At 70.7% G+C, this 17,329-nt stretch carries 18 protein-coding genes and 3 tRNA genes; 8 read left to right on the top strand and 13 right to left on the bottom strand.

Annotated elements, in window-relative coordinates:
• Positions 1-6: 6 nt before the first annotated feature.
• Together HZZ10_RS17305 and HZZ10_RS17310 are read right to left on the bottom strand one after the other, a co-directional pair.
• Positions 7-1,575 carry a phosphoribosyltransferase family protein gene (locus HZZ10_RS17305; protein ID WP_179914473.1) on the bottom strand — a complete coding sequence of 523 codons (1,569 nt, stop codon included), beginning with the start codon at positions 1,573-1,575 and terminating at the stop codon, positions 7-9.
• Complete coding sequence (locus HZZ10_RS17310) at positions 1,572-2,729, bottom strand: HpcH/HpaI aldolase/citrate lyase family protein (RefSeq protein ID WP_056127618.1); 1,158 nt, start codon at positions 2,727-2,729, stop codon at positions 1,572-1,574. Before HZZ10_RS17310 ends, HZZ10_RS17305 begins: the two co-directional genes overlap by 4 nt.
• Positions 2,730-2,912: 183 nt before the next feature.
• On the opposite strand from HZZ10_RS17310, the gene HZZ10_RS19705 reads away from it, so the two are divergent.
• Positions 2,913-4,694 carry a TerD family protein gene (locus HZZ10_RS19705; RefSeq protein WP_228087766.1) on the top strand — a complete coding sequence of 594 codons (1,782 nt, stop codon included), beginning with the start codon at positions 2,913-2,915 and terminating at the stop codon, positions 4,692-4,694.
• 135 nt (positions 4,695-4,829) lie between these two features.
• Here the strand turns inward: HZZ10_RS19705 and HZZ10_RS17320 are convergent, their stop codons facing one another.
• The 3 genes from HZZ10_RS17320 to HZZ10_RS17330 all read right to left on the bottom strand — a co-directional run bounded on the left by HZZ10_RS17320 (position 4,830) and on the right by HZZ10_RS17330 (position 7,261).
• Complete coding sequence (locus tag HZZ10_RS17320) at positions 4,830-5,405, bottom strand: TerD family protein (RefSeq protein ID WP_056127612.1); 576 nt, start codon at positions 5,403-5,405, stop codon at positions 4,830-4,832.
• 51 nt (positions 5,406-5,456) lie between these two features.
• A complete protein-coding gene (locus HZZ10_RS17325; RefSeq protein ID WP_056127609.1) occupies positions 5,457-6,608 on the bottom strand; it encodes a DUF475 domain-containing protein in 1,152 nt (383 codons plus the stop codon).
• A gap of 77 nt (positions 6,609-6,685) precedes the next feature.
• Complete coding sequence (locus tag HZZ10_RS17330) at positions 6,686-7,261, bottom strand: TerD family protein (RefSeq protein WP_056127606.1); 576 nt, start codon at positions 7,259-7,261, stop codon at positions 6,686-6,688.
• A gap of 186 nt (positions 7,262-7,447) precedes the next feature.
• On the opposite strand from HZZ10_RS17330, the gene HZZ10_RS17335 reads away from it, so the two are divergent.
• Complete coding sequence (locus tag HZZ10_RS17335) at positions 7,448-7,627, top strand: hypothetical protein (RefSeq protein WP_056127603.1); 180 nt, start codon at positions 7,448-7,450, stop codon at positions 7,625-7,627.
• A 50-nt stretch (positions 7,628-7,677) separates the two neighbouring features.
• Here the strand turns inward: HZZ10_RS17335 and HZZ10_RS17340 are convergent, their stop codons facing one another.
• The 3 genes from HZZ10_RS17340 to HZZ10_RS17350 are packed head-to-tail and all read right to left on the bottom strand — an operon-like array spanning position 7,678 to position 10,511.
• Positions 7,678-9,090 carry a hypothetical protein gene (locus HZZ10_RS17340; RefSeq protein WP_179914474.1) on the bottom strand — a complete coding sequence of 471 codons (1,413 nt, stop codon included), beginning with the start codon at positions 9,088-9,090 and terminating at the stop codon, positions 7,678-7,680.
• A gap of 16 nt (positions 9,091-9,106) precedes the next feature.
• A complete protein-coding gene (gene galE, locus HZZ10_RS17345; protein WP_056127598.1) occupies positions 9,107-10,090 on the bottom strand; it encodes a UDP-glucose 4-epimerase GalE in 984 nt (327 codons plus the stop codon).
• 58 nt (positions 10,091-10,148) lie between these two features.
• Entirely contained in the window at positions 10,149-10,511 is a 363-nt protein-coding gene (locus tag HZZ10_RS17350) for a metallopeptidase family protein (RefSeq protein WP_082543708.1), read from the bottom strand.
• A 151-nt stretch (positions 10,512-10,662) separates the two neighbouring features.
• Between HZZ10_RS17350 and HZZ10_RS17355 the strand changes: the two genes are divergently transcribed.
• From HZZ10_RS17355 to HZZ10_RS17375, 5 genes are all read left to right on the top strand, one after another.
• A tRNA-Glu gene (locus HZZ10_RS17355) sits at positions 10,663-10,735 on the top strand.
• A gap of 122 nt (positions 10,736-10,857) precedes the next feature.
• Positions 10,858-10,931 (top strand) — tRNA-Asp (locus HZZ10_RS17360).
• Positions 10,932-10,982: 51 nt separating this feature from the next.
• A tRNA-Phe gene (locus HZZ10_RS17365) sits at positions 10,983-11,058 on the top strand.
• Positions 11,059-11,270: 212 nt separating this feature from the next.
• On the top strand, positions 11,271-11,693 hold the full coding sequence (locus HZZ10_RS17370) for a phage holin family protein (protein WP_179914475.1): 423 nt from the start codon (positions 11,271-11,273) through the stop codon (positions 11,691-11,693).
• Entirely contained in the window at positions 11,690-12,004 is a 315-nt protein-coding gene (locus tag HZZ10_RS17375) for a DUF3618 domain-containing protein (protein WP_056127590.1), read from the top strand. Before HZZ10_RS17370 ends, HZZ10_RS17375 begins: the two co-directional genes overlap by 4 nt.
• An 84-nt stretch (positions 12,005-12,088) precedes the next feature.
• Here the strand turns inward: HZZ10_RS17375 and HZZ10_RS17380 are convergent, their stop codons facing one another.
• Entirely contained in the window at positions 12,089-12,298 is a 210-nt protein-coding gene (locus HZZ10_RS17380; protein WP_056127588.1) for a BldC family transcriptional regulator, read from the bottom strand.
• A gap of 334 nt (positions 12,299-12,632) precedes the next feature.
• Here HZZ10_RS17380 and HZZ10_RS17385 point away from each other — a divergent pair, with 334 nt between their 5' ends.
• Positions 12,633-12,839 carry a DUF3073 domain-containing protein gene (locus tag HZZ10_RS17385; RefSeq protein WP_056127585.1) on the top strand — a complete coding sequence of 69 codons (207 nt, stop codon included), beginning with the start codon at positions 12,633-12,635 and terminating at the stop codon, positions 12,837-12,839.
• 311 nt (positions 12,840-13,150) lie between these two features.
• Here HZZ10_RS17385 and purM read toward each other — a convergent pair whose 3' ends face one another.
• The 4 genes from purM to HZZ10_RS17405 all read right to left on the bottom strand — a co-directional run.
• Entirely contained in the window at positions 13,151-14,254 is a 1,104-nt protein-coding gene (gene purM / locus HZZ10_RS17390) for a phosphoribosylformylglycinamidine cyclo-ligase (protein ID WP_179914476.1), read from the bottom strand.
• 213 nt (positions 14,255-14,467) lie between these two features.
• Positions 14,468-16,015 carry an amidophosphoribosyltransferase gene (gene purF, locus HZZ10_RS17395; protein WP_056127580.1) on the bottom strand — a complete coding sequence of 516 codons (1,548 nt, stop codon included), beginning with the start codon at positions 16,013-16,015 and terminating at the stop codon, positions 14,468-14,470.
• A gap of 89 nt (positions 16,016-16,104) precedes the next feature.
• Positions 16,105-16,527, bottom strand: a complete 423-nt coding sequence (locus HZZ10_RS17400) for a hypothetical protein (protein ID WP_179914477.1) — start codon at positions 16,525-16,527, stop codon at positions 16,105-16,107.
• A 27-nt stretch (positions 16,528-16,554) separates the two neighbouring features.
• A partial coding sequence (locus HZZ10_RS17405) for a vWA domain-containing protein (RefSeq protein ID WP_179914478.1) occupies positions 16,555-17,329 on the bottom strand: 775 nt, incomplete at its 5' end.

A 17,329-nucleotide genomic window follows, 5' to 3' on the forward strand; every position in this document is an offset into this window, starting at 1 on the left:
GGGCTGTCACGGGGTGGGCTCCTCGGTGCTGGTGGCGTGCGGACCTGCGGTGCTGCGCGCCGCGGTCACCGGGCTGGCGCCCGGCGTGGTGCTGGGGACGACCACGACGTGCACGTGGTCGCAGTGCTGGGCGACGACGTCGACCAGACCGCCCGGGGCTGCGAGCCCCGGGGTGTCGGCGGGTGCGTCGACGACCACGACGATATCCGTGAACCGACGGGACGCGTCGACCCCCGGGGCGACGTTGTGCGCGAACCGCGGACCCGGGCCGTCGTCAGGGTCGTCGTGCGCTGGGAAGGTCACCGTCGTGCGGATGGCGTAGCCGGGGTCGTCGAGGGACAGCACGGGCGACCGGGTGGTCGTGGAGTACCGCACCCTGACGTCGTCGGAGACTGCCGCGGTGAGAGCGACCCCGACGAGCAACGGTGCGTACATGAGCTCCTCGAAGCCGAGGACCAGCACGTCAGGGCCCACGAGCTCGCGGGCGAGGTCCTCGGCGAGCGCCACGGCACGAGCCTGCAGCACGGTCTCGTCCTCGACCGAGAACCCGTGCCGGCCACCCTCGCGGACACCGTCCTCCCAGGCGGCGCGACGGGTGACCGCGGCACGACGGGTCGCAGGTGCGCCGTCCGCACCGTCCGCGCTACCCGCGGCGTCACTACCCTCGGCACCGTCAGCACGACCGACGTCGCCGGCAGCGCCCGCGCGCAGCAGCTCCTGGTGCGCGCTCTGCTCGGCCACGACGACAGGAGCACGCTCGAGCACGTCCTCCGGGAGCGTGATCGTCCCGCTCGTGAGCGCGACCACGTCGACCCGTGCCCCGATCTCCCGCCCGAGCGCCTCGAAGCGCTCTTGGTCGGCGGCCGACCTGAGGTCGATGAGCGCGGCGACGACGTACCGGTCCCGGGGGCTGTCGGCGTGCAGCGCGCGCACGGTGTTGAGGACGGTCTTGCCCGTCGAGATCTCGTCGTCGACGAGGACGAGCGTGCTGGCGTCCGCGAGGAACCTCGGGTCGGCGGGCAGCAGCAGGTGCTCGGTCGCGTGCGAGTGCTCTTCGGCGAAGCCGGCCGCGGGGGTCACCCCGGCGACGGGCCGACGGGTCGAGTGCAGCGACGGCACCCCGAGCGCGGCACCGACGCAGTGACCGAGAGCCGTCGCGGTCTCGGCGTAGCCGACCACCACGGTCGCACCCTCGGCCTCGGGCGCCTCGGTGACGGCGTCGTGCAGGCCGTCGACGACGAGCAGCAGGTGCTCGGCCGCACCGGGCTCACCCGCGAGCGCAGCGGTCAGCGCCTGCGTGACGCCAGCCCCGCGCGCGGCGTCGGCGACGCTCGTGACGTCCGCGAGCACGTCGGTGACCAGCAGACCGAGCAGCGTGCCGGCAGCCTGGACGATGCGCGGGTCTGTCGGGACGTGCTTGCCGAGCACCGTCGAGACGAGCAGGTGCGCACGGCGCGGGTTGCGCCGCAGGGCGAGGCCGACGAGGGCACCCAGCGGCAGGTCGACCGCCGACCTGTCGGTCGTCAGGCCGACACCGAGGCGCGCGGAGACCCAGTCACCGGTCCAGCCGCTCACAGCTGGTCGCTCGCGGAGATGACGTCGATGTAGCTGACGTCTTCGTTGATCACGCCGAACATCGTCGCCCGGCGCAGCAGCTGCTCGGCCCAGGCCCTGTGCGGCTTGCTCTCGTTCATCTTGTTCTTGTACTGCGAGGCCTTCACGCCACCGGTGGTCGCGGCGAGGATCTCGCAGGCGTCGCTGTACTCCTCGTGCGAGACCACGGACAGCGCGTGCACGGCGGCGACGTGCGAGGGGTGGATCACGGTCTTGCCGGTGAGGCCGTTCGCCTGGTCGAGGACGACCTCGCGGATCAGGCCGTCGAGGTCGGCGTCGATCATCTTGGCGCGCAGCGGGCGCTCGTCGTGCTCCTTGAAGGGGCTCTCGCGCAGCTGGGGCTTGAAGATGCGCTCCTGGTAGGAGAAGTACTCCCACACAGGACCGGTGATGACGAAGCCGTCGCCACCCGCCCGCCCGAGGACGTTGACGATGTCGGAGATCACCGAGGCGATGACGTGCACGTGGTAGATCGTCAGCTCGCGGTTGCGGCGCAGCCCGTAGGCGGACGAGAGGTCGGTCGCGCCCGTGCGGACGGCGAGGATCGTGCTGCGGTGCTTCATGAGCAGCTGGCGCACACCCTCGAGCTCGTCGCGCCGGGTCTCGGTGTACGCGAGCTCGGGCGACTCGAGCACGGGCATGGCGTACAGGCGACGGCCGGTCCGCTCGCTCGCGGCCTCGATCTCCTCGAGGAACTCGACACCTGTCGAGCCGAGGAACTTGGGGATCACGAAGCCCGCGAGGACCGGCAGGTGCTCGCCCAGGCCGTCGACGATCAGCCGGATCTGGTAGGCGGAACGCACCCGCACGAAGATCAGCGGACCTGACGCACCGGTCTGCGCGTACTCGCGCAGCTGCGCGACGGTGTTCTGCTCGGCGAAGGGGACCTCTTCGTCGGCGATCGAGTCTTCGAGGCACACCACGAGCGACACGACGCCGTAGGCCGCGCGCTTGGCGATGTCCGCGGCGAGCCGCGGCCGGGTACCCGGGCTGTAGAGGGTCGCGCCGAGGCCCATGGCGAGCATGCCGGGGTCGGTGTCGACCGTGAACGGCTGCGGTGCGCGGTGGAAGAGGCGCTGGATCTCAGCGTCGCTCAGGTATTCGAAATGACGCATGGCCCTGGCTCTCTGAACAGACCGGGACCCCCGGGGTGACCAGGGGTCCGACACGCGCTCGAGGCCGAGCGCAGTTCAAGATAGCCGAGCAGGATGACAATCGCGGGTCGAGAACGACCGACCACGCTGGGGAGAACTCCCCCGCACCGCGACGCGCCCAGGCTGCTCTGCGACGATGTGCCTATGACGCTGATGACCAAGGGCTCGAACATCCCCCTGACCGCCACGCGCCTGCGCGCAGACCTCGTCTGGGACACGACGGGTGGCGGCCCTGACGTCGACGCCTCAGCCCTCCTCGTGACCGAGTCCGGCAAGGTGCGCTCGGACGACGACTTCGTGTTCTTCAACCAGCCGCAGCACGCCTCGGGCGCCGTGCAGAAGCTCGCCAAGGTGCCTGTCGCCGGCCAGCTCCGCGACAGCCTCGAGGTCGACCTCGGCCGCGTCGAGACCGCGATCGACAAGATCGTCCTCGGGGCGTCGGCCGACGGCGGCACCTTCGGTCAGGTCCGGGGGCTGCACCTCGTGCTGACCGACGGGGCGACAGGCGTGGAGGTCGCCCGCTTCGACATGACGGACGCGAGCACCGAGACCGCCTACGTGTCGGGTGAGGTCTACCGACGGGGTGGTGTCTGGAAGTTCCGTGCCGTGGGCCAGGGCTATGCCTCGGGCCTGGCCGGCCTCGCGACAGACTTCGGCATCACCGTGGACGACGAGCCCGCCGCGCCTCCCGTGGCCGCGGCACCAGCAGCCCCGATCACCCCTCCAGCCCCGGCCGCCCAGGCCGCACCGACGCGTCCAGCCCGCACCTCGCTCGCAGGCCCGTCTGCGCCGCAGCCCGCAGCACCGGGCACGACAGTCGCGGGTCGGACCGCACCGCGCATCGACACGACCCGCCCGGACCGCACTCCGGCCTCCCCTGCGCAGCCCGCGTACACCCCGCCACCCGCACCCCAGCACAGCGCCCCGGCGGCGTCGGCCGGTGGACCGATCGACTACACGCGGCCGAGCCGCACTCAGGCGAGCCAGCCTGCCGCACCTTCGGCTCCTGCCGCACCTGCGACCCAGTCCACCTCGGCGCTCCCGAGCATGCCGCCGCCCACGGGCCGTCCCCTCGCCGGGTACGCCCCGCCGCCCGTCGGCACACCGTTGTCCCAGGCGCCCCAGTACGCGCCGCCCGGGTCGCCCGTCGCTCCGCAGGCACCGGCAGCCCCACAGTCACCGCCGGCACCGCCAGCCCCCGGCTACGGGGCGCCCACCGGGTACGGCGTGACGCCCTCCCCCTGGGGCCAGCCGGCACCCGCGGCACCGCAGGCGCCGTCCCCGTACGGACGCCCGGACGCGACGAGCGGCGGTTACCCTGCGACGCCCCAGACCGGTGGCGCGACAGTGAACCTCGACAAGGGCCGGGTCAGCCTGACGAAGAACCAGCGCGTCTCGCTCGTCAAGACCGGCGCGCCGCGCCTGAGCAAGGTCCAGCTCGGTCTCGGGTGGGACCCGGCCTTCGGGGGCAAGTCGATCGACCTCGACGCCTCGGCCATCGTGCTCGACGCCTCCGGCAAGGACATCGACTCCGCCTGGTTCGCCTCCAAGAAGGCCTGCAAGGGCGCTGTGACGCACCAGGGCGACAACCTCACCGGCCAGGGAGACGGCGACGACGAGGTGATCATGGTCGACCTCGACGCGCTGCCCGCAGAGGTCGCGGCCGTGGTGTTCACCATCAACTCGTTCTCCAAGCACCTGTTCACCGACGTGAAGAACGCGTACTGCCGCCTGCTCGACTCGACCACGCGGTCTGAGCTCGTGCGCTTCGACCTCACGGATTCCAAGCCGAGCACCGGGGTCTTCATGTGCGTCCTGCGCCGCGCGGCCCAGGGCTGGGAGATGGAGGCCCTCGGCGACTTCCACGACGGCCGGTCGGTCAAGGCGATGCGCAAGCCTGCAGCCCAGTACGTGCACGCAGGCTGACGTCCGCGCGGTGCGGGCACGCGGCCCGACACCCCGCGCGCCCGCGCGCAGGCCGCCCGCCCCCGCAGACGGCAGCAGGCCCGGACCCTGGTCTCTCGACCGGGGTCCGGGCCTGCTGCGTCGTGGCTCAGAGGCTCAGAGGTACGGGACCACCGCGGGGAGCAGCTGGTCGAAGGTGCGTCCCGAGGTCGGGGCACCGATCGCGGTCATCGACCAGCCGGCGCCGTCTCGGCTGACCTTGGCCATCACCTGGGCGTTGTGGGTGCCCGAGCCTGTGAGCTCGTAGCGCGCGATCTCCGAGCCGTCGGTCTCGTCGACGAGGCGGCAGAACGCGCTCTCGATCTGGCTGAAGTCCTGCCCCGTGAAGGAGTTCACCGTGAAGACGATCGTCGAGACGTTCGCCGGCACCTGGGTGAGCTCGACGACGATCGACTCGTCGTCCCCGTCGCCCGCACCCGTGCGGTTGTCGCCGGTGTGCACGACCGAGCCGTCCTTGCTGCCGAGCTGGTTGAACCACACGACGTCGACCAGCTGGCCGGAGCCGTCGAAGAGCAGCCCCGAGGCGTCGAGGTCGATCTCCTGGTCACGCTTGCCGAAGAAGCCCTTCTTCTTGGCGGCGTCCCAGCCGAGCCCCATGCGGACACGGGTGAGCGTGCCTCCCGAGCTCTTGGTGAGCGAGAGCTTCTGGCCCTTGGACAGGTTCACAGACATGCGGTGGAGTCCCTTCGATGGTGCGTCGACCAGGCCGGACGGCCAGGCGGGTCAGACTGCGGTGGGGTGATCGGTGCTGGATGTGATGGTTCCCGTGCTCTCCGGGCCGTCGACCCCGTGCCTGCGGCGGTGCCGCAGCGAGGACCAGAACGCAGCCCCGATGAACACCACGCCGATGAGCCCTGTGACGACCTCGTTGATGTGCCACTTGATGGACAGCAGCAAGATCGTCGCGAGCGCGCCGATGGCCCAGTGAGCACCGTGCTCGAGGTACACGTACTCGGCGAGCGTGCCCTTGCGGACCAGGAAGATGGTGATCGAGCGGACGAACATCGCGCCGATGAACCCGAGCCCGAGGGCGATGATGATCGGGTCTGCGGTGATCGCGAAGGCGCCGATGACACCGTCGAAGGAGAACGACGCGTCGAGGACCTCGAGGTACAGGAAGAGGAAGAACCCGGCCTTGCCTGTCGCCTTGGCGAGCGTGGTCGGACCGTTCGGCCGACCGGTGAGCGGGGCGCTGCCGTCGCCGGCGTCCTCGTCGCTCACGTCGTCGTCGAGCATGTCGCTGTCCTCGAAGAGGCTGCCGAGGCCGTTGACCGCCAGATAGGTGATCATGCCCAGGACACCGGAGAGCAGCACGATGTGCGGGTCCTCGGCGAGCAGCTCGGAGGCGAGCACGAGGGCGATCGCCGCGATGACCACCGAGAGGTTGGCCAGCTTGCCGGCCCGCGCGAGCGGGCGCTCGATCCAGGACAGCCAGGTGATCTCACGGTCGGAGAGCACGAAGTCGAGGAAGAGCATCAGCAGGAACAGGCCACCGAAGGCGGCGATCTGCGGGTGCGCCTCGGCCAGGATGTAGCCGTAGCTGCCGGGCTCGTGCACGTCGCCCTTCTCCATGGCGAGCCGCACGGCCTCGATCGGGCCGAGGCCCGCGGTCACGCTCACGACGAGCAGCGGGAACACCAGGCGCATGCCGAACACGGCGATGAGCACGCCGACGGTGAGGAAGATCTTCTGCCAGGCCTCGCTCATGCGCTCGAGGACCTTGGCGTTCACCACGGCGTTGTCGAAGCTCAGCGAGACCTCGAGGACCGCGAGGATGAGGCAGAGGAAGAGGGCCTCGGGCCCTCCGTAGAAGAGGGCGGTCACGAGCGCGAGGGCCGTGACGACAAAAGACCACCCGAAGGTGCGGAGGATCATGCTCGTGTCCTGTTCTGAGAACTGCTGAGAAAAGGCGGCCCGGGAGAGTCCCGGGCCGCCTTGTGCGAGGTGGTGCGTCAGACGCCGACGCCGAAGTCGCGGGCGATGCCCACGAGACCCTCGGCGTAGCCCTGGCCCACAGCGCGGAACTTCCACTCGGCACCGTTGCGGTACAGCTCGCCGAAGACCATCGCGGTCTCGGTCGAGGCGTCCTCGCTGAGGTCGTAGCGGGCGATCTCGGTGCCGCCGGCCTGGTTGATCACGCGGATGAACGCGTTGCGGACCTGGCCGAAGCTCTGCGAGCGCGCTGCCGCGTCGTAGATCGAGACGGGGAAGACGATCTTGTCGACCTCCGGCGGGACCGTCGCGAGGTTGACCGAGATCTGCTCGTCGTCGCCGTCGCCCTCACCGGTGAGGTTGTCACCGGTGTGCTCGACAGAGCCGTCGACGCTCTTGAGGTTGTTGAAGAAGACGAAGTGGCCGTCCGAGAGGACCTTGCCGCTCGCGCCGGCCATGATGGCGCTGGCGTCGAGGTCGAAGTCCGTCCCGGTGGTCGACCGTGCGTCCCAGCCGAGGCCGACGGTGACGGCGGTCAGACCAGGTGCCTCTTTGGTGAGCGAGACGTTTCCGCCCTTGCTAAGACTGACTCCCACGAGTGCTCCAGACGCTCAGGGCGAGGGATTCACCCCCGCCGATCGGTGTGCTGCGTCACCATGAGGCGACGGCCCGACTATATCCCCGCAGACCCCGGATCTCCCTGGGAAGACGGGTGAGACAGATGGGGAGAACTCTCCCGGCCCGCTTTGACCCGGGCCCCACCGGGGGCGCACCCTGGTGGGGTGAACGAGGAAGAGATCCGCCACCGTCAGGCCAACTGGTTCTTGGGCGGTGCGCTGCTGGTGATCTGCACGGGCATCGGCATCGCCATCACGATGGCGCGGGCCGACACCCTGTTCGTCGGCATCGGCTTCGCCGTGGGCGTCGTGCTCTGCTGGGCCGTCAACAAGTTCGTCAAGTAGGTCGAGCGCCCGCCCCGCCGCGCGGCGGGTGGCAGACCAGGCGTCAGACCTCAGACGAGGGCCGCGAGGACCCGCTGCCACGTCGCGCGCGGTGACGCTCCCCGCTCGACGAGCACAGACTCCCCGGCGGGGCTCCCCCACGACTGTCCCGACCTGTGGACGACGAGCGCCAGGACCAGCCCGTCCGAGACCCTCGACGACCGACCCGGACCAGTGCCCATCCACGACACGACCCGGGCAGGGGCTGCAGCGAGGTCGACCACCTCGAGGTAACGGTGCGCGGCGACAGCCTCGCCGCGGCGGGCCGCGACAGGCGGTGGCGTGGCACGGACGACGGCCCACGGTCCGACCCTGTCGACGATCATCGACGCGCTGCCGTCGAGCGAGGCGTCGACCACGTCGGCCGCGCGCACGTGCAGGCGGACGTCGGGCCTGTGCACAGCCCTGCGGACCAGCTCACCCGTCGGGGTGCTCACCCCGCGGTCGTCGACCAGCCCCGCCCGCGCCGGGCCAGGTCTGTGCGCTGGAGCCAGGCGGCGCGAGCCCCGCACGAAGATGTCGAGCTCGTCGGCCCCGAGCCAGGCCTCGGGCGGCACGTACCAGCGGCCGCGGTCGAGCTCGCGCGTCCACGGGGCGCTGGCGAGCTCGCGCGTCGATGCTGCGCCGGTGCCCTCGCGCGTCGACTCGCCGCGGGCGAGCTCGCGCGTCCACGCGGCGCTGACGCCCTCGCTGTGGGTGAAGGCGTCGGGCGCGAGCCCCCCGGGGTCCGCGGACGCACCGCGCAGGGATGCACCGTCCGCCGGGACCACCTCGTCCTGCACCCGGAGGGTCGCGAGCGCGGCCTCGACCGCGTGGACCAGAGCACGGTGGTGGGCGACGGGGACTGTCGCCGAGACCTCGACCACGCCGAGGCGCCCCGAGCGCGAGCCGCCGCCCAGGTCGGTGCAGGCGACCAGGACCGAGGTGCGCACGACCGGGGTCGACATGTCGTGCTCGACCACGTCCAGTCGCACCGCCCGGGCGTCAAGGCCGAGGACGGTGCGGACCGTCGTCCCGGCGGCGTCGAGCAGCACCGCTGACGGGTCGTCGGCGAAGGCTGCCGTCACACGCGACTGCGCGGCCGTCGCCAGCGCGACCTCGGCCGCCGACGGCGCACCACCGGCCGCGGAGGATCCGGGCCCGCCAGGCGTCCCGAGCGAGACGAGCGGCTCGTGGCCACCAGACGGCCCGCCACCCCACGCGCTCAGCGCACCCGAGACGAGCGGTGCGAGCCTGCGCACGCTCAGCTGTGCGGCGACGTGGCGGCCCGAGGCGTCGGCGAGCGAGGCCACGGGAGCCCTCGCCCCGCTCCCCGAGACGTCGTCGACGACCACCCAGCCGGCGGGTGGCAGCAGGCTGACACCCGCGGAGGAGACCCTCGGTCCGCCGGTCGCAGCACCGTCCCCGGTGCCGGTCTCAGTCACCGGGCGTGCCGGTCGGTCACACGTCGATCGGACGCGGACCGGCCTGCCAGGCCTTCCACGCCGACGAGAGGATCTCTTCGAGGCCGGCCTCGGCGTGCCAGCCGAGGATCTCGTTGATGCGCTCGGGCGAGCCGACCAGCTGGGGCGGGTCGCCCGCGCGGCGCGCCTCGACGATCGGGTCGATGGTCAGCCCGGACACGGCCGCGAGACCGTCGATGACCTCGCGCACGGACGCACCTGTCCCCGTGCCGACGTTGAACACGTCGAAGGGCTGGGAGTCGTGCGTGAGGTACTGGAGCGCCGCGATGTGCGCCTTCGCGAGGTCGAGGACGTGGATGTAGTCACGGATGCACGTGCCGTCGGGCGTCGGGTAGTCGTCGCCGAAGAGACGCGGCTGCTCGCCGCGCTCGATGCGGTCGAGGACCATCGGCACGAGGTTGAGGACCGCGGGGTCGCCCAGGTCGTCCCACCCGGAGCCGGCCACGTTGAAGTAGCGCAGCGCGACGAACTTCAGCCCCCAGGCGCGCGAGGCCGCGCGCCCCATCCACTCGCCCACGAGCTTCGTCTCGCCGTAGGGGTTGATGGGCTCGGCGTGGAGCTTCTCCTCGACGACCGAGACCGAGGGCATGCCGTAGGTCGCCGCAGAGGACGAGAAGACGAGCTTGTGCACGCCGGCCTCCTCCATCGCTGCGAGGACGTTCGTGAGGCCGCCGACGTTCTGCTGGTAGTAGTACGTCGGGCGGGCGACAGACTCGCCGACCTGCTTGCGCGCCGCGAAGTGGATGACCGCGTCGACCTCGTGCTCGCGCAGCGCGGCCACGAGGACCTCCTGCGCACCGGCCGACGCGACGTCGAGCTCGATGACCGTGGCGTCACCGACACGGCTGCGGGCTCCGGTGCTCAGGTCGTCGACGACGACGACCTCGTCCCCGCGCTCCTGCAGAAGACGCACCACGTGTGCGCCGATGTACCCAGCCCCGCCAGTCACCAGAATCGTCATACCCGCAGGCTACCGTTCCGGGGCTGCGCGCGGCAGGGACGTCCGGCGCTCTCCCCGCCTAGGCCCAGCCGAGTTCGTGCAGACGCTCGTCGTCGATCCCGAAGTGGTGGGCGATCTCGTGGACCACCGTGACGGTGACCTCCTCGACGACCTCCTCGACCGTGTCGCAGATCGCCAGGGTCGGGTTGCGGAAGATCGTGATGCGGTCCGGCAGGGCCCCGGCGGCCCATCCGAGGTCGCGCTCGGTCAGCGGGACCCCGTCGTAGACCCCGAGCAGGTCCGGCTGCTCGGGCGGGGCGTCGTCCTCGACGAAGATCACCACGTTGTCCATCTGGGCCGTGAGCTCGGGCGGCACCTGGTCGAGGGCGTCCGAGACGGCCTCTTCGAACTCTTCTCGCGACATGTCGACCATGCGGACCATCCTCCCCCACGCACCCGTCGAGAAGCCCCGACAGCCGCAGAGATCCGCCTCTGGACCTCGTGTTTTGCATCCGGGCCCGATCTCGCTCTATGCTTCGTACGGTCCTAGACGGTTCGTCTGTGGTTCTGCCATCAGCAGCGTCAACGACTAGGCCCCCATCGTCTAGCGGCCTAGGACGCTGCCCTTTCACGGCGGTAGCACGGGTTCGAATCCCGTTGGGGGTACGAGCAGGACAGGGTCACCGAGAGGTGGTCACGAAGGGCTCAGAAGTACTGTAGGATTCTCAACGGTTCGGACAACGAACTGTAGTGAAGCAGCAAGGACCTTGTGTCACAGCGTGATCCAAGGCCCCGTAGCGCAGTTGGTTAGCGCGCCGCCCTGTCACGGCGGAGGTCGCGGGTTCAAGTCCCGTCGGGGTCGCTTTGATGATGGTCGCCCGGTCATAGAGATATGGCCGGGCTTCCGTGTCAAGGCTCTGTAGCTCAGTTGGTAGAGCGTTCGACTGAAAATCGAAAGGTCACCGGATCGACGCCGGTCGGAGCCACCAGTACACCGAGAACGCCGCAGACATCGTCTGCGGCGTTTTCTGTCGTCCCCCACATCCCCGCCCACCAGCGGACAGGGCCTGTTGCCCTGCGGCGCACGTGCTCACGCCGTACGATCGGTGGAGATCAGCCGCGCAGGGCCCCTGGTCACAGGGGCGCAGCAGCGGCGACGCGCGGCAGGCGACGCGCGGACCAACAGGAAGGTGTGACGGCGATGAGCCAGAAAGACTCCGGGCTGCCAGGCAGCTCGAGCGAGCAGACGTCGATCGGGACCCTCGTCGGCCGGTTGAGCGAACAGCTCAGCCGACTGGTCCGGGCCGAGATCGCGTCGGCCAAGGCCGAGCTGTCGGCCAAGGCCAAGAGCCTCGGGATCGGGATCGCGCTCGTGGTGGTCGGAGCGGTCCTCGCGCTCTACGCCCTCGGCTTCCTGCTCTACGCGGGTGTCGCCGGGCTGTCGAACGTCGTCCCGGTGTGGCTCGCGGCGCTGATCGTCGGCGTCGTGCTGCTCCTCCTCACGGCCCTCCTCGCGCTCGTCGGCCTCAAGCTGCTCAAGAAGGGCAGCCCGCCGTCCCCCGAGATCACCGTCAAGAGCATCAAGGACGACGTCGCCGCCGTGAAGGAAGGTCTGAAGTCATGAGCGAGCAGCCGAGCACCCCTGACACCTCGAGCATGTCGGCCGCCGAGCTCAGCGCCGAGGTGCTGCGCGCCCGCGCCGAGCTGGCCGCGACTGTCGACGAGCTCTCGACCCGGCTCAGCCCGAAGAACCTCGCCGCCGACGCCGCCACGACGGCAAAGCTGGCCGCGACCGACGCCGGCGCCTTCGTCACCGGGGCCGGTCTGCCCGCGCAGCCGGGGTCCCGCGCCCGCAACGCGAAGATCGCCCTGGGCGTCGCCGCAGGGGTCGTCGCGCTGGTCGCCCTGGCCGTGGTCCGGCGCGCCCGCCGCTGACCCGTCCACGACGCACGAGAGGCCCCGTCCGATGATCGGACGGGGCCTCTCGGCACATCTGGTGTCAGGCGGCTCGCCGGGGCGTCAGGACTCTTCGCCGATGTTGACGCCGGAGTCCGCGAGCAGGCCCTTGACCTCGGCCTCGCGGTAGCGGCGGTGACCACCGAGGGTCCGGATCGACGAGAGCTTTCCAGCCTTGGCCCAACGGGTGACCGTCTTCGGGTCCACACGGAACAGGCTCGCGACCTCAGCCGGCGTGAGGAGGACTTCCTGCTCTCCACGGTTGCTCAACATGATGCACCTCTCTGTGGCACAGGCTGGTCCCGGGGGGAGGGAACTCATCGATCAGCCCTAGCCGTTTCATCTATTATCACCCTACGGGCGATTCGTGCCAGCCGCCAGCCGGGGTGAAAAAGGAGCGGATGACCGAGTTGCTCAGACTGGGCCCGTCTGCACGGAGCGTGACGGTAGCCACAGATGCCCGTCGTGACGGTGCCCGCCCGCGCTCTGAGTGGTCCAACCGCCCCGCGAGCATGTACCGTTAACCCACGAACAGACGAAACACACCCCGGGGCCGCACGTCTTCTGACGCCAGCCGCCCCGCTTCTACGTTGAGGGGGTCGGAGCCATGGGCCGCGGCCGTCAGAAGGCAAAGCAGACCAAGGTCGCTCGGGAGCTGAAGTACTACTCTCCCGACACGAACTACAAGGCTCTCGAACAAGAGCTCACTGGTCATGGCGGAACCGATCTCGCTACGGACTCTCGCCACAGCGCGAGCAGGTCCGACGATCTCGAGGACCGTGAACCGTACGCGGACTGGTCCGACGACAGGTGACCTCGGTGTCATCTGTCGCCTCACCCCTCGTCTGAGCAGACGCCCCGTACGACTCGACGCTCTCTGAGCGTCGGCTCGTCGGCGCCGTCTCTCGTCGTCTCCCGAGCAGCGCAGCCTGGTCCAGCACCGGGGTGCGCTGCTCGTCGTCTACCCCGGGGCAGAAGCACTCACGCAGAGGCACTCACGCAGAGAGCGCCGCACGACGGTGGTCGTGCGGCGCTCTGAGCTCTTCGAGCGTCGGCGTCGCGCCTCCGTCCCCGGCAGGGGACGGTCGTCGACGTCCTGGCCGAGGACGCGCTGCGTCGTCCTGCTCAGGCCCTGTACTCGCCGTGGAGCCTGACGGCTCCCCCGTCGACACCCTTGGCACCGCGGACGATGCCCTCGCCCGTCGCGCCGTCGTCCTCCGTCACGACACCGAGCGTCCACGCCGGGACGCCGAGAGCCGCGAGGCGGGCCAGTGCGGCGTCGGCGCCGTCGGCCCCGACGACCGCGACCATGCCGACACCGAGGTTGAGCGTGTTCTCGAGGTCGCCCCACGGCACCTGACCGAGGCCGCGCACGACGTCGAAGACCGCCGGGACGGTCCAGCTGGCACGGTCGACCGAGGCGGACAGGCCCTTCGGGAGGACACGCGCCAGGTTCGCAGCGAGCCCACCACCGGTGACGTGGGAGTACGCGTGCACCTGCGCGCCGGCGTCGCGGGCCAGGGCGAGGCAGTCGCTCGCGTAGACGCGGGTCGGCTCGAGGAGCTCTTCACCGAGGGTGCGGCCGAACTCGTCGACGTGGCGGTCGAGCGTCCAGCCCGCGTGGTTGATGACGGCTCGGACGAGGGAGTAGCCGTTGGAGTGCAGGCCAGAGGAGGCCAGCGCGATGACGACGTCACCGGTCTGGACCTTCTCCGGGCCGAGCAGGTCGGCAGCCTCGACGACACCGACGGCTGCGCCGGCGACGTCGTACTCGTGCGGCCCGAGGAGCCCGGGGTGCTCGGCGGTCTCTCCGCCGACGAGTGCGGTCCCCGCGACCTCGCAGGCTGCGGCGATGCCGCGCACGATGTCCGCGATGCGCTCGGGGACGACCTTGCCCGTCGCGATGTAGTCGGTCATGACCAGCGGCTCGGCGCCGCAGACGACGATGTCGTCGACGACCATGCCGACGAGGTCGAAGCCGATCGTGTCGTGGATGTCGAGCGCCTGGGCGATCGCGACCTTGGTGCCGACGCCGTCGGTCGAGGAGGCGAGCAGCGGGCGGTCGTAGGCCTTGAGCATCGAGACGTCGAAGAGCCCGGCGAAGCCGCCGACCCCGCCGAGGACCTGCGGGCCGTGCGTGCGGGCCACAGCCGACTTCATCAGCTCGACGGCACGGTCACCTGCCGCCGTGTCGACGCCGGCGGCTGCGTAGGTGATGCCTTCAGACACTTCGATGACTCCTGTGGTTGGCGCGGGTCGCTGCTGACGGTCCCTGTGGTGGTGGGCGGACCTGGTGCTGGTCGAGCAGACGGCTACGTGGTGCGGGGGTCTGGCGGTGCTGGTACGGGATGGTGCGTCGTGCGTGCGGGTTGCGTGGTCCCACGAGCTGCTGCTTGCGGGAGCCCCGGTCAGGAGTGCTGCAGCGTCAGGGGTGCTGCAGCGTCAGGGGTGCTGGAGCGCCCCGGCGCCTCCAGCCGACACCGTGAGGTTCGACAGCCCGTCCTCGGGCGCGCCGAGCGGCAGCTCGGCCTGCTCGAGGAGGTTCTTGCCCAGACGCGCGGCGTCCGGGAGCTCGATCGGGTAGGTCCCCGAGAAGCAGGCCGTGCACAGCTGGGACTTCGGCTGCTCGGTCGCGGCGATCATGCCCTCTTCCGAGATGTACCCGAGGGTGTCCGCCCCGAGGGACTGGCCGACCTCGGCCGGGCTCAGGCCGTTGGCGATGAGCTCGGCCCGCGAGGCGAAGTCGATGCCGTAGAAGCACGGCCACTTCACGGGCGGGGAGCTGATGCGCACGTGGATCTCGGCGGCCCCGGCCTCGCGGAGCATCCGGATGAGCGCACGCTGGGTGTTGCCGCGGACGATCGAGTCGTCGACGACCACGAGGCGCTTGCCCTTGATGACGTCGCGCAGCGGGTTGAGCTTGAGCCGGATGCCCAGCTGGCGCAGCGTGTCAGACGGCTGGATGAAGGTGCGCCCGACGTAGGCGTTCTTCATGAGGCCCTGCCCGAAGGGGATGCCCGACTCCTGCGCGTACCCGACCGCGGCCGGGGTGCCGGACTCCGGGACGGGGATGACGAGGTCGGCCTCGACGGGGTGCTCGCGGGCGAGCTCACGGCCCATCTCGACACGCGCTGCGTGCACGGAGCGTCCCTTGATGCTCGTGTCCGGGCGAGCCAGGTACACGTACTCGAAGACGCAGCCGGCACGCTCGGGCGTGGCGAACTTCTGCGAGCGGAGGCCGTCGGCGTCGATCGCGATGAGCTCGCCGGGCTCGACCTCGCGGACGAAGCTCGCCCCGACGATGTCGAGGGCGGGGGTCTCGCTCGCGACGACCCAGCCGCGGTCGAGCCGGCCGAGCACGAGCGGGCGGACACCCTGGGGGTCGCGCGCCGCGTAGAGGGTCTTCTCGTCCATGAACACGAGGCTGAAGGCGCCGCGCAGCCGCGGGAGGACCTCCATCGCGGTCTGCTCGAGCGTGTGGTCGGCGTCGCCGGCGAGCAGCGCGGTGACGAGCGCGGTGTCGGTCGTGTTGCCGCGGGCGAGCTCGCCGCGGCGCTGAGCGCCGTAGCGCTCGGCCACGAGGTCGACGAGCTCGGCGCTGTTGACGAGGTTGCCGTTGTGCCCGAGGGCGACAGTGCCAGCGGCCGTCGCGCCGAGGGTGGGCTGGGCGTTCTCCCACGTCACGCCGCCGGTGGTCGAGTACCGGCAGTGCCCGACCGCGATGTGCCCGGTCAGGGCGTTGAGCGCAGTCTCGTCGAACACCTGGGAGACGAGTCCCATGTCCTTGTAGACCAGGATCTGCTGACCGTTGCTGGTCGCGATGCCGGCCGATTCTTGCCCTCGGTGCTGCAACGCGTACAGACCGAAGTAGGCAAGCTTGGCGACCTCTTCGCCGGGAGCCCAGACACCGAAGACGCCGCAAGCGTCTTGGGGGCCTTTCTCGCCAGGCATGAGGTCGTGGTTCAGAAGTCCATCTCCGCGGGGGGCCACGGCTCTAGTGTCCCACAGAGACGGGGGTCGACACAGGTCGGTCGCCGACGGATGAGACGGCTGGGCGAGCGCGCAGGTGACGCAGCACGTCAGGCTCCGGCAGATCCCCTGCGCTGCTTCGCGACCTTCGCCGCGCCGCGGCGGTCTACCCAGACCGCGCAGGCCCCGGCGAGCAGGACGGTGACCAGCGTGGTGCCCAGGGTCGTGACGAGGACGTAGATCCACCGGTTCACGAGGTTCTCCGAGGACACCCAGAGACCGAGCGCGACCCCCAGCACGATGCCGAGCAGCGCGCCCGTCCAGAAGAAGGCGCGGTAGCGCGGTGCGCGTCGGATGGTCGCCGGCTGGGCCGACGCGGCGATCGCGGCGATCTGCTCGTCCGTGAGCGGCCCCTCGGCCGGGATCGCCACGGGGGCGTCGTGCGGTTCGTCGGCCGGGGTCGCCGCGTCCTGCGGCGTCGCAGAGACCTCGTCGGGGGTGGACGGCTCGGGCTGGGAGGGAGTGGAGCTCACAGTCCCAGGGTACGTCGTCGGCCGCGCTCAGCCACCGACGATCCCGGCCGCACGGGCCGCACGCAGCCAGTCGGGGAACTCGCCCAGCAGGCGGGCGTAGAGCTCGGAGTCCGCCACGGCATCGATGTCGTCGAGCTCGAAGAAGCCGACGTTGTCGACCACCCGGCCCTCGAGCTCGTCGAGCGCCGTGAGCAGCCCGTAGTTGGCCCGGCCGATCCCGACGAACTGCCAGAAGGCCGGCAGCCCCGACGCCTGCCGGACCAGCTCGGTGATGGGACCGCGCTGGGAGAAGCCGCCGTCGGTGAAGAAGAGCACGAGGGTCGGCATGGGGTCGTGCTGCCGGAGGGTCGAGAGCACCTCGGACATGATCGGGATCTCGTCGTTGTAGCCGCCGATGCGCCGGTAGCTGATGCCGCCGTGCGTGCCATCGAGGTGCAGGAAGGTGTCGGACCACTCGTCGGCCTGCTCGACCGTGACGTCGGGGAGCCTGGCGAAGGAGCTGCCGTAGAGGTAGGCCTCGAGGCTGCCGTCGTCGTCGAGCTGGATGGCCACCGGGATCATGCGCTCGACCACACGGTGCACCACTCGCGTCGAGTACTGGCGGCGCATCGAGCCGGTCTTGTCGATGACCATCACGACCCTGGCGCGGGCTGTCGGGGCGCCCTTGGTCAGCAGGACCTTGGCCACCTCGCGCTTGCGCAGGTCGAGGCGCTGACGCTTCTCGAAGGAGAGGCGCTGCTCCCCCGGCACGCTGCGGACGCCGTCGGGCGTGGCGGGCACTGCAGGCGCGGGGGGTGCGGGC

This window comes from Sanguibacter inulinus (assembly GCF_013415325.1).
Classification (GTDB): Bacteria; Actinomycetota; Actinomycetes; order Actinomycetales; family Cellulomonadaceae; genus Sanguibacter; species Sanguibacter inulinus.

Coding starts and splice junctions, on each gene's coding strand:
- HZZ10_RS17350 (WP_082543708.1), bottom strand. CDS start 10,511: ATGGTCCGCATGGTCGACATGTCGCGAGAAGAGTTCGAAGAGGCCGTC.
- HZZ10_RS17325 (WP_056127609.1), bottom strand. CDS start 6,608: ATGATCCTCCGCACCTTCGGGTGGTCTTTTGTCGTCACGGCCCTCGCG.
- HZZ10_RS17310 (WP_056127618.1), bottom strand. CDS start 2,729: ATGCGTCATTTCGAATACCTGAGCGACGCTGAGATCCAGCGCCTCTTC.
- galE (WP_056127598.1), bottom strand. CDS start 10,090: ATGACGATTCTGGTGACTGGCGGGGCTGGGTACATCGGCGCACACGTG.
- HZZ10_RS17370 (WP_179914475.1), top strand. CDS start 11,271: ATGAGCCAGAAAGACTCCGGGCTGCCAGGCAGCTCGAGCGAGCAGACG.
- HZZ10_RS17385 (WP_056127585.1), top strand. CDS start 12,633: ATGGGCCGCGGCCGTCAGAAGGCAAAGCAGACCAAGGTCGCTCGGGAG.
- HZZ10_RS17375 (WP_056127590.1), top strand. CDS start 11,690: ATGAGCGAGCAGCCGAGCACCCCTGACACCTCGAGCATGTCGGCCGCC.
- HZZ10_RS17380 (WP_056127588.1), bottom strand. CDS start 12,298: ATGTTGAGCAACCGTGGAGAGCAGGAAGTCCTCCTCACGCCGGCTGAG.
- HZZ10_RS19705 (WP_228087766.1), top strand. CDS start 2,913: ATGACGCTGATGACCAAGGGCTCGAACATCCCCCTGACCGCCACGCGC.
- HZZ10_RS17320 (WP_056127612.1), bottom strand. CDS start 5,405: ATGTCTGTGAACCTGTCCAAGGGCCAGAAGCTCTCGCTCACCAAGAGC.